The organism is Prevotella sp. MGM1, from assembly GCF_002933775.1.
Taxonomy (GTDB): Bacteria; Bacteroidota; Bacteroidia; order Bacteroidales; family Bacteroidaceae; genus Prevotella.
The window spans coordinates 1-11,710 of record NZ_BEWV01000115.1; the positions used below are offsets into that span (position 1 = coordinate 1).

Sequence of the window (11,710 nt, forward strand, 5' to 3'; positions counted from 1 at the left end):
GCTCGTCGCCCGACGATTATGCCGAGTGCGCGTCAAGGATAGACACTCTTGAGGGCATCCCAGCCATCGAGCTGAATATATCGTGCCCCAACGTGAAAGACGGCGGCATGGCTTTCGGTGTCACATGCGAGGGCGCGGCGAGCGTGGTGCGTGCCGTGCGCAGGCGCTATGGCAAGACACTCATTGTTAAACTGTCGCCCAACGTGACGAACATCGCCGACATAGCCCGTGCCTGTGAGGCAGAGGGTGCCGACAGCGTGTCGCTGATAAATACTCTAATGGGAATGTCGATAGACATAGAGCGGCGTAGTTCACGTTTGAGCATCGGCACCGGCGGACTGAGCGGACCGGCCGTGAAGCCTGTCGCCCTGCGCATGGTGTGGCAGGTGGCGAAAGCCGTAGATATTCCGGTGATAGGTCTTGGAGGCATCAGCAACGCCACTGATGCGATAGAGTTTATCATGGCCGGTGCCACGGCTATAGAGATAGGCACGGCCAATTTCGTGGATCCTGCGGTGACGATAAAGGTGCGCGACGGTATAAACGAATGGCTCGACAATCACGGTTGTGCCTCGGTAACGGAGATTATCGGTGCGTTGAAATAGGCTGTGGCAGTGTACGGTATATTGCCGGGTGACTTTCTCTTTCCATAAATATTTGATGTAAGTCATCAATAAATGTCTGTGATAAAGTATGTATAGTCGAAAATAAGTATATTTGTAAATTGAACTATTAACATGTAAACTATTTATATAATGAAAACTAAGACAAAAATGATGTTGTGCTTGCTGCTTGCAGGAAGCACGCTGAGCGTCGACGCACAGCAGTTGGCGTTCCCCGGAGCGCAAGGATGGGGACGTTTTGCCACCGGCGGACGCAATGGCACGGTCTATCACGTGACCAATCTTAACGACAGCGGCACCGGTTCGCTCCGCGACGCTGTGAGCCAGCCGAACCGAATAATCGTGTTCGACGTTGCCGGAGTGATAAAAATCAGCAGCCGTATCGTGTTCAAGAACAATCTCTATGTTGCAGGCCAGACGGCGCCGGGCGAGGGAATTACCGTTTATGGAAACGGTGTCTCGTTCTCGGGCGCGAGCAACATAATTGTCCGCCACATGCGTTTCCGCATGGGACGCAAGGGTGACTCCGGTAAGGATGCTGCCGGAATAGCAAACGGTACGAACATGATTTTCGACCATTGCTCGTTCTCATGGGGATGCGACGAGACCTTCTCCATCAATCCCGACGGTAAGGGCGCAAACCCGGAGAACATTACAATCTCGAACTCTATCATGGGGCAGGGCCTCATGGACCACTCTGCCGGCGGACTGATGCAGAGCAACAACATCACACTCTACCGCAACCTGTATTGCGACAACGCTACACGTAATAATAAGGTGAAAGGCGTTAACCAGTATGTCAACAACCTTGTGTATAACTGGTCGAATGCAGCCTATATCATGGGAGGCGACTCTGATGGGCAGTCGTACTGCAACATCGAGAGCAACCTCTTCATGAACGGTCCGGCAAAGGGCGGGGCGGCTTTCACGGGCGGTAACTCAAATTTCCATTTCTATGGCGACGACAATTGGCAAGACCGTAATATGGACGGTGTGTTCGACCCGACAATCGTGACGGATTATTCTGCGTCCGACCGTCAGTCTAAGCCTTATGACTATCCCGAACTTGAAAAGTTCCCAGGTAATTCACTCGTCGAGAACCTCTTGCCCACGGTAGGTGCGTCTCTGCCTTACCGTGACTATGCCGACTATTACATGATAGACGAGGTGATGTCATTCGGCAAGAAAGGCGCGCTCATATCCAATGAAGAGACTCTTATATATGGCGCTCCCGACACATGGAAAGTGTGGGGCGGCGAGAAACGGGTGGACACTGACGGCGATGGAATGCCCGACGAGTGGGAGATTGCCAACGGAACAGACCCGAACAAGAACGACGCCATGGTGAAAGCGGCAAACGGATATACCAATATTGAGAACTATATCAACAGCATCACCGTAGAAGACCGCGACTATTTCCTGCGCGTTCCGATGTGCGTGGAACTGAATACAGCCACCACTACGACGTTGAAGATAGACTGGCGCGATTATACTTATGAGGAAGAAGGGTTCGCAATAGAGATAAAGCAGGGCGACAACTTCGTAGAAGTAGGTCGTACCGAGGCTAATGTTAGCTCTTATACAATCACAGGATTGGAGCCGGGTACACAGTATATTGTACGTCTGCGCGCTTTTGCCGGCGACAAGACATCAGAATATACTCCGGAGATTAAAATGACGACACGTCCTCTCGAAGTGGGTGTTATAGACATAGACACTTATGAACCTGATCTGACTTGGGACAAGAAAGTGGCTTCATGGGATTTCACTACCCAGGGATGGAACGGCGGTAACGATGTTTTTGCCGACGGTAAGACCGTGCTTTTCGATATGGCGGAAGATGCTGTGGTGACACTCGACAACTCAGTGGAACCTGCCGCGGTCGTGGTTAAAGGCGATGCGGACCTTACAATCAGCGGAACGGGCTCTATCGGTGGAGCGTCCACATCGGTGAACAAGGCCGGTAATGGCACATTGGCACTCAATACTGTCAATAACTATAAGGGTGCTACCGTGCTGCATGGCGGTGTATTGGAGTTCAACACACTGAAAAACGGCGGTGAGCCGAGCGCGATAGGCGCAAGCGTGGAGTTCGCGCAAAACTGGTTGTTCGACGGAGGTACTTATAAGTATACCGGAACATCGACCGCCACAAATCGTGCGGCCAAGATAAACCGTGAGACCGAGCTGAACATTGCAAACAAGACTGCTACTGTCACTGTCAGCGGAACGTTTGAAGGCGACGGTGATTTCGCTCTCGGCGGCGAGGGACAGTTCACTATCAGCACACCTAAATTCTTCGGTTATAAGGGTGCCACTATCCTAAATGGAGGTACAATGTATCTCAGCACAACAGAAATAACAAAGGCCGGTATCGGTTCTTCGTCCAAACTCGTGATGGCCGGCGGTCATTTGAAGACCAAAGGAGAGTCGAAAGGAGATGAGACATACTCATTCCCCATTGAAGTGAAAGAGGGAACGAAGTCTCAGTTCAGCCCCAACCGCAATTGTTATATCAAGAGCAATGTGACCGGTAGCGGCGAATTACAGCTTAATATACCGTATCTTCGCGAATATATAAGTTCGGAATGGAAAGACTTTACCGGTCGCCTGATTGCGAACGGTGTGTCATCGGAGAAAGAAGGCTCCCTGTTGCTTTACAATAAGGGTGTAGCTAATTTCTCTTATGTAGTCACATTGACTGGTAATGCACGTATAGGAAGTTGGAATACAACGGAGACAAACATGTCACTCGGCGGTCTGTCCGGTACGAGCGGAACATATCTTGGCGGTGCAGGTGGAAAGAATACGAGGAATGTAAAGACCACCTGGACAATAGGAAGCGCTAATACGCACGAGACTTTTGCCGGAAAGATAAACAACTGGTCTCCAGGCGGATCCGCATATTCAGGTACAGTGAATATAGTAAAGGTAGGAACAGGCGACTGGCGCCTTACCGGAGCTAACGACTACAAGGGAACCACGAAAGTAAACGGAGGGGCGCTTATTGTCAATGGCAACAACTCTGGTACAGGTGCTGTGTCTGTTGCGGCTGAGGCGGTATTGAAAGGTAAGGGAACTCTTGCCGGAAAAGTTACTGTTGCCGAGGGTGCGACTGTATATGCCGGTGATACCCTGATAAATAACGAGACATTGAAGCTCACGGGCGGATGCACGGTAAATGCCGGCGGTATAGTTGAGATACCGTTGTATTCGGACGGTGAGACGGCAAGGGCTAACAAGATTAAGGTCGGCAAGCAATTCGAGGTCAACGATGCCGTGCTTAATCTCAATCTGAATGAGGCAGAGGATATAGCCGATGACCAGGTGTTCACAATCTTCGACCTTACAGGAACGACCGTAAGCGGTACCGGATTTAAGACCATCCAGCCTGAGACTCCTTCCGGAACTCAGCATTGGGACACTCATGAACTTCTCGTGACAGGAAAGATTTATGTCCGCAATAACAAGACATCATCAGTTGATGGAGTGAAGGCTGACAGCGACAAAAACGCACCCAAATATGATCTTAGCGGCCGTCGCACAGGCGATGTATCCAAAGGATTATATATACAAAACGGAAAGAAGTACGTGAATAAATAAATTGTATGAGCATTTTGAAATGCCGGTAAATAAAGGCTGTAAATGACAGATAATGGTCTGAGCGGTCGCAATCGGTAGAATTACAATAAAAAGCGGAGATACAAGACGCATGGTGATGACAATCTAATCACTGGCACTTGTATCTCCGCTTTTTATTTTGTATCCTGTGTCCCCGTCACTGCTTATACGATAATGACAATACCATTTTTTTGATTATGGTTATTGTTGAAATTATGTGTTCTTGCCAATGGCTGACTGTCCACGCTACATTTATCGGGTGGACCCAATCCGGTGAGCCAAACTATATGCGTAAGCTCCCTATATTTATCGAGTGGTCACATCCGCTTCATGACTTAAGTGAGTTGAAAATCGATGGTATAAAAATGGAGGCAGTCAACCGACTGCCTCCAACCAACACAAAAACTAAACTAGACTTAACTAAAACTATTAACGATTTTCACAAACCCTCAATAGCGATACAAAGATACGCTTTTAAAATAAAAGCAGCAAAGATTTTTGCTGCTTTTTTATGTTTAAACGCTTTTTTATGATGTTTTTACCGCTTTATGAAGCAAATAGTAATCTAAAATAGTAATTGCTGCCATGGCTTCCACTATCGGTACCGCTCTCGGAAGAACACATGGGTCATGTCTGCCGCAGGCAGTCAATGTAGTGCTTTCTCCGCCGATGCTTACAGTATCTTGTTTCATCAACAGTGTGGCGACGGGTTTGAAAGCCACTCTGAAATAAATGTCTGCCCCGTTGCTTATGCCGCCCTGTATTCCTCCGCTTCGGTTGGTACCGGTCTTTATTTGGCCGTCTTCGGTTGTGAATATGTCGTTCTGTTGCGAGCCGCGCGATGCCACGCAGTCGAACCCTTCGCCATATTCGAATCCCTTGACGGCATTTATTCCGAGCATTGCCGCACCGAGAGCTGCGTGAAGCTTTCCGGCTTCCGGCTCTCCGAGTCCGGACGGGCAACCTTTAATCACGCATGTGATGATTCCTCCAATGGTGTCTCCGTCCGCCTTAACGTCCTTTATCAATCGTTCCATTCGTGCGGCGGCGTCTTTATCGGGACAACGCACCGCATTTGTCTCGGTCTTCGACAGGTCGTGTTTCCGATAGTCCTTGTCGATGGATATGTCGCCTACCTGCGAGGTATAAGCCTGAATGCTGATGCCAATCTGCGTCAAAGCGAGCTTTGCGAACGCTCCAGCCACGCAGCGACTTATTGTTACTCGTGCCGATGAGCGTCCGCCGCCGCGGTGATCACGTATCCCGTATTTATTATGATATGTATAGTCGGCGTGTGACGGCCTGAACACGTCACGCATGTTGTCGTAGTCGTGCGAGTGCTGATTGGTGTTGCGAACGATAAAGCCTATGGGGCAACCGGTCGTCTTTCCTTCGAACACACCGCTGAGAATTTCCACTTTGTCCTCTTCCTTTCGTCCTGTTGTAATGTCGCTCTGCCCCGGGCGTCTGCGGTTGAGTTCATGTTGGATGAAGTCCGTGTCGACCTCTATTCCTGCCGGCATACCGTCTATCACCCCTCCGATCGCCTCACCGTGGCTTTCGCCGAATGTGGTCAGCATGAATATCTTACCGAATGTGTTCATGTCGTTCATTATGTTTGGTTAATGGCAGTGGCCGCATCCGCAATCATGGTCGTGATGTTCCCCGCATTCACCGCCGCATCCGCCTTCACAGTCTCCGCATCCGCAACCGCATCCTTCTCCGCTCAGTCGGTTTATCATACCTTGTATCTCGCTGTTCGTTGCTTCCCGGTTCTCAAGTATGGTGCCTTTGAAGTTGAGCGATTTTCCTGCAAGAGGGTGGTTCAAATCCATTTTCACCATATTCTCGTCCACACTCATCACACGACCGTAGAATCTGTTGCCGTCTTCGTTTTGCAGGGGAACTATGGCGTCTTTGAATATGTGTTCATGGTCGAAATGCCCGTTGATGCAGAACATTTCGCGTTCGAGGTCGAGAACACGTTCCTGTTCGAAGTCGCCGTAAGCCTCTTCTTTTGTCAGTGTGAAGTCGAAGGTATCGCCCTTTGCCAGTTCTGAGATGTTTTTCTCGAATGCTTCAAGCGTGATGCCGAAGCCGCTGATAAACTGGAACGGACGTTCCTTTGTTGTCTCTTCCACCAGTTCGCTCTCTCCGTTTTCTGCCGTGTACAATTTATAATCCACGGCAATGTACTTATTTATCTGTTTTTCCATAATTCTTTTTGTATTTCTTTTCTTCCTGCAAAGATAATACTTTTTATGCTTGCAGCGGCATATAAAACTGTATTTAAGGCTGAAACACAGTGATTTTTAGCATAAGGCCGATAGTGGTAACTGGTTTAACGGCTAAAGACAGATAATCATTTTTAAAATGATTGTTTCTTTGATTTACGTCAACAAAAGCCTACTGTGTGCGCAAACAGTGGCAAAAAAGTATTGCAGGTATATTAAACCGTCGTAACTTTGCACTGTCAAAAAGACAAAAGGATAACACATTTGAATTATTGGATTTAGGTTAAAGAGAATTATTCTCAAAGTGACTTTTAAGGTAAAAAGATTGTTTAACGTAAAGAAAAGAAAGGGTAACAAAGATGAAAAGATTTTTTTTAATGGTAGTGGCTGTATTGAGTATGACAACAGTATTTGCCGAGAATGAGAACACAGAGAATGTTGCGGTTGTCAATACCTATGATATGAGTGTGAACATGCGTAAACTCGGAGGCGTGCTCGGTCTTACTACCGACCAGATGGAAACAGTAAGTAATATTCACCGCACGTTTTGCGGTGAGATGATGATAGCTTCTCAGGCTCACAATGATGACCGTAAGACTCTTGTCAAGGAGGCTGTCGCTAAGGATTTGAAGTATATGGCTTATGTGCTTACACCCGCACAGATGCACACTTACGAGCTTCTGCTCAATACTACGCTTGAAAACAGAGGCTTGAAAGACTGATATCAATATTCAAGAGACATGCTCTCTTGACAGCATATACAAGTACCGCGAATGCGGCCGATAATCACGAAGCAGTCATTTCCTTCGTGGACATCGGCGGCATTCGCGGCTTTATTTTTTGTTTTTCTCGCTTTTTTTTCTTTCTTTTGCACATTATATTAATGTATGTATGTTTCTATGACATTAAAAATGTTTTGTGCGAAAGCGATGTTTCCTGCCATAGCCTTTATGGCATGCCTGTCTTCCGTGTATGCCGGAGACCGGCAAAAGATGTCATGCCTTGTGCGTCTTGCCGCCTCACGTGCGGTTCCGCATATCCGTCATGGTCTTATAGATAACAGGCCGGGGCTTATATGTGTTTTCGTGAGGGTAGATCCCGCAGCAGCCGACAGTGTTTTCTGCGCTAACGGATGTACCGTTTACGACCGCCGGGAAGATATTTTCATAGTCGGAATACCGCTTTCAAACCTCGACTCTGTGGCTGGTGCCAAGTCTGTGAGCCGTATCGAGGCCTCATCGTCAGCATGGATTACCACAGATACAACTGCCGCAATCACTTCGGCCGACATTTCCCATTCCGGTGTTTCCCTTCCACAGGCTTTCACCGGCAGAGGCGTTGTCATGGGAATAATGGATGTTGGTTTTGACCTTACCCATCCTACATTCTATAATTCCGACTTTACTGATTATCGCATAGGGGCATTTTGGGACCAGATAGACCGTGATACTGTCGGCAGCGTGTTTCCCGTGGGGCGTGATTATCGTGGCAAGGACGAGATTTTGGGCAAACAGTGTTCTACCGATGCTGCGTTGCTTTCCCACGGAACCCATACTCTCGGCATTGCCGCAGGCTCGGGAGCGGGCGGCCGTTACCGCGGTATCGCGTTTGAAAGCGATATCTGTGCCGTGAGCAATGCCGTCACCAAGGATATCGAACTGATAGACTCCGCTGACATATACAAGTATACCACGGCTACGGACGCACTTGGTTTCAAGTATATTTTCGACTATGCCGACAGTATGGATATGCCATGCGTGATCTCGTTCAGCGAAGGATATAGTCCCGGTTTCGACTCGGAAGACAGTCTTTTCTGTGAGTATCTCAACCGTATTTGCGGTCAGGGACATATCATTGTGACTTCCGCCGGCAACGAGTCCTTATATATCAGGCACTTGCCAAAGCCAGCCGGAAAACAGTCGGCCGGCTCGTTTGTGGTCTGCGGCGACCGCATGGCCTCGTTCCGTGCTTTGTCCGACTCTCCGTTCACAATCAGTCTTGTGGGCTATGGGGTGTCGAGGGATACCGTGACGATAAGTTCCGCCGACTGCATCGAAGACTCGGTAGTGTCGTTCCATGGTGATTTTCCGTCATCGGGACAGTCTGTAGACATTGATGTGCAACGCTATCATTCGGCTGTATATGCCGGAGATACCGTATATTCGATAACCGTTCGCTCGGCCGTTCCCATCGGTTCTGATGTACCCATGGCCTTAATCATCGGCGGCTGTCAGGCCGAGGCATCCTTGCGGGCCGTATCAAATGCCGTTTTCATCAACGGGCAGGCCGACCCTTCGCTTTCCGATGCCGAGCCGGGGCACAACATTCTCGCTCCCGGGTGCTACCCTGGCCTGATAACGGTGGGAGCCACCATGCACCGTCCCGGTTTCAGGAACAGTCGCGGAGAGTGGATATACACCAACGATGCAGGACTTGCCCCGGGTGAGCGTGCGGCCTACTCGTCGATGGGACCGGTGGCCGACGGTGCGGTGAAACCCGATGTGGTGGCTCCCGGCAACAATGTGATATCGTCTTACAGCAGTTTTTATATAGAGAAAAATCCTGATGCGAGCGATATAAACTCATGCGTGGAATTTTTTGATTTCGGCGGTCGCCGCTACGCTTGGGCGGCAGATACCGGCACGTCAATGGCCGCACCCGTTGTGGCCGGTGCGGTGGCTTTGTGGCTTCAAGCCGTTCCCACGCTCACGCCCGCCGATGTGATGGACGTTATCAGGAGCACGAGCCGTCGGCGTTACGCCTCGGCTCACTATCCGGACAATGAGTACGGCTATGGCGAGATAGACGTGCATGCCGGTCTGTTGCATCTGCTCGGGCTCACTTCTGTAGACGGTCTTGGCACTGACAGTCCGAGCCGCGTCTCTGTGGAGTATTCCGCCGGTAGGCTCAGGCTTGATTTCAGCGGTCTGCGACCAGCCGAGGTGTCAGTCCGGGTGTATGCCCTTTCGGGACGGCAGGTTTTCGGCAGTGTGGTAACAACAGTTGAGGGGGCTGCCACCGACATTGCGTTGCCTCCTCTTTCGCCAGGAGTATATGCCGTGCAGATAGATTGTAGTGGCGGCGGGTCGGTTCTTATAAGGGTGTGATGAATGTTGGTAATATGGCGGATATAATCAAATTAGTATTAAATCATAACGGAAAATGAGAAAAACAAGATTTATTCTGACGGTCGTCTTTGCCGCCGTTCTGGCAAGCTGCGGTACCACGAGTACGGTGCCCATTACCGGCCGCAAGCAACATCTGCTCGTGAACGACGAGCAGGTGCTCAGTCTGAGCAACCAGCAGTATCAGGAGTACATGAAGACAGCCCGTCCGTCGGTCAACGCCGCAAATACGGCTATGGTGAAGCGGGTGGGGCAGCGCCTTGCTTCCGCCGTGGTGGCTTACCTCAATGCCAATGGGCTTGGTAGCGAGGTATCTCAGTATAAGTGGGAGTTCAATCTTGTGCAAGACAAGAACGTGAACGCTTTTTGTATGCCCGGAGGCAAAATAGTGGTCTACGAGGGATTGCTGCCCGTCACGGGCGATGAGGCTTCGCTTGCCATTGTGCTCGGTCATGAGATAGCGCACGCCGTGGCAAAGCATTCGGCCGAGCGTCTCAGCAATCAGGTGCGTCAGCAATATGGCGGTCAGATTCTCGGATCGGTGCTTTCCGGTTCGGGTGCGAGCGACGGACTTCAACAACTCGGCGCTACGGCTTTCGGTCTCGGTGCCACTCTAGGTTCGGCCGCCTATTCGCGTAAGCAGGAGAGTGAGGCCGACCGTCTCGGTATCATTTTCGCCGCCATGGCCGGTTATGATCCTCGTGTGGCTGTATCTTTCTGGCAGCGCATGTCTTCGGTTTCCGGCGGAGGTTCGTCATCGCTTTTCAGCGATCACCCGAGCGATTCGAAGCGTGTGGCAAGCATACAGGAGTGGATGCCTGAGGCGATGAACTACTATAAGGGTTGCGGTACGACGACTGACAGGCAGATACCGTCGGTCACCAAGACTATACACATATCCACGAAAAAATAGATATGTCATTGTGAACAATATTTACAAAACACCTCAGAATACTCGAAAATTTTGAAAAATCAATCCTGTATCTCGAAATTTTCGAGTATTTTGTGGCTTTAAGTAATTTATTGATAATCAACGATATAGGCTAAATGCACTTTGTGCGGCTTTTTGTCCTTTGCCGATTGATACCCCGTTGTAGTGCGTTTAGCGTCCCGTTGCTCTGCATTGGGCTACCCGTTGTCTTGTAACGGGACGCTAAACGCACTACAACGGCGTGCTAAATGCGGCGCAACGGGATGCCTAATGCAAAAACGGCCGCTTTACGAACTCTTATTCTCGTAAAGCAACCGTTGTTGTATCGCCTTGTATATATATTTCGTTTCTCTATTTCATGAAAAACGAGAGGCGTTTTTTTTGTGACTTTATTATTACAGGCATTCTATTTTATGCTGTCTATGTCCCGCCTCACGTTGCTTCTTATTTTCGTGAGATAGGCTTTGATGCCGGCAGCGTCTTTCCGGTCGATGATGCCAAGCAACTCTTTAAGTTCGTTGCGTATCTGTGCCACCTGTTCGCCGGTATAGGGGTTGAAGAGGATTTCTTGCAGCAGATAGTCGTCTTCGTTGAGCACCCCTTTGGCTATCTTCATGTGCCGCTTGAACGTGGTGCCGGGCGCATCCTGATGCTTCATCACGGCGGCGAACACGAATGTGCTCACGAACGGGATGCTCAGCGAGTAGGCCACGGTGCGGTCGTGCTCATCGAAGGTGTACTCGTAAATGTTCAGGTCGAGCCGGCTGTACAGGTCTTTGAAGAAGATGCGCCCCATGTAGTCTCCCTGACTTATGATTATCGCGTTCTCCTCGCTCAACTGTTGCAGGTTGGCGAATGTAGGGCCAAACATAGGGTGTGTCGACACGAAAGGATGGCCGCACTGCTTATAGTACTCGTGCAGTCCTGTTTTTACGGACGATATGTCGCTGACGATGCACTCGGGCGGCAGGTAGGGCATGACCTCTTCAAACGCCGTTATGGTGTATTTCAATGTCACGGCGTTGATGACAAGCTCGGGGCGGAAATCGCCCACCTCGCCGAGCGATGTCATTCGCCGGCAGTTGTAGGTGAACCGCATCCGTTTAGGATCTTTGTCGTACACGGCCGTCTCGTGGTCGAAACTGAGCAGGTCGAGGAAGAAGCTTCCCATCTTAC

The 11,710-nt window shown here is 49.9% G+C and carries 9 protein-coding genes; 6 read left to right on the plus strand and 3 right to left on the minus strand.

What is annotated here, in order from left to right:
* The 3 genes from MoGM_RS03820 to MoGM_RS03830 form a co-directional block, all read left to right on the plus strand.
* A partial coding sequence (locus MoGM_RS03820) for a dihydroorotate dehydrogenase (protein ID WP_104368816.1) occupies window positions 1-605 on the plus strand: 605 nt, incomplete at its 5' end.
* Between the two features lie 150 nt (window positions 606-755).
* The gene (locus MoGM_RS03825) at window positions 756-4,226 is read left to right on the plus strand and encodes an autotransporter-associated beta strand repeat-containing protein (RefSeq protein ID WP_104368817.1); all 3,471 of its coding nucleotides are present in this window, start codon (window positions 756-758) and stop codon (window positions 4,224-4,226) included.
* A 215-nt stretch (window positions 4,227-4,441) separates the two neighbouring features.
* Window positions 4,442-4,777, plus strand: a complete 336-nt coding sequence (locus MoGM_RS03830; protein WP_104368818.1) for a hypothetical protein — start codon at window positions 4,442-4,444, stop codon at window positions 4,775-4,777.
* On the opposite strand, the gene aroC is transcribed toward MoGM_RS03830, so the two are convergent.
* Together aroC and MoGM_RS03840 are read right to left on the minus strand one after the other, a co-directional pair.
* The gene (gene aroC, locus MoGM_RS03835; RefSeq protein WP_233210156.1) at window positions 4,772-5,857 is read right to left on the minus strand and encodes a chorismate synthase; all 1,086 of its coding nucleotides are present in this window, start codon (window positions 5,855-5,857) and stop codon (window positions 4,772-4,774) included. The two genes, MoGM_RS03830 and aroC, sit on opposite strands and share 6 nt — an antisense overlap.
* Before the next feature lie 9 nt (window positions 5,858-5,866).
* Window positions 5,867-6,460 (minus strand): peptidylprolyl isomerase, encoded by a 594-nt coding sequence (locus tag MoGM_RS03840; protein ID WP_104368819.1) that lies wholly within the window; start codon window positions 6,458-6,460, stop codon window positions 5,867-5,869.
* 377 nt (window positions 6,461-6,837) lie between these two features.
* Here MoGM_RS03840 and MoGM_RS03845 point away from each other — a divergent pair, with 377 nt between their 5' ends.
* The 3 genes from MoGM_RS03845 (at window position 6,838) to MoGM_RS03855 (ending at window position 10,516) form a co-directional block, all read left to right on the plus strand.
* Window positions 6,838-7,200 (plus strand): hypothetical protein, encoded by a 363-nt coding sequence (locus MoGM_RS03845; RefSeq protein ID WP_104368820.1) that lies wholly within the window; start codon window positions 6,838-6,840, stop codon window positions 7,198-7,200.
* 189 nt (window positions 7,201-7,389) lie between these two features.
* Window positions 7,390-9,585, plus strand: coding sequence for a S8 family serine peptidase (locus tag MoGM_RS03850; RefSeq protein ID WP_158249549.1), 2,196 nt, complete (start codon window positions 7,390-7,392; stop codon window positions 9,583-9,585).
* Window positions 9,586-9,640: 55 nt separating this feature from the next.
* Entirely contained in the window at window positions 9,641-10,516 is an 876-nt protein-coding gene (locus tag MoGM_RS03855) for a M48 family metallopeptidase (RefSeq protein WP_104368822.1), read from the plus strand.
* A gap of 424 nt (window positions 10,517-10,940) precedes the next feature.
* On the opposite strand, the gene MoGM_RS03860 is transcribed toward MoGM_RS03855, so the two are convergent.
* Window positions 10,941-11,710 (minus strand): prephenate dehydrogenase/arogenate dehydrogenase family protein (locus MoGM_RS03860; protein ID WP_104368824.1); only part of this gene is annotated, 770 nt, incomplete at its 5' end.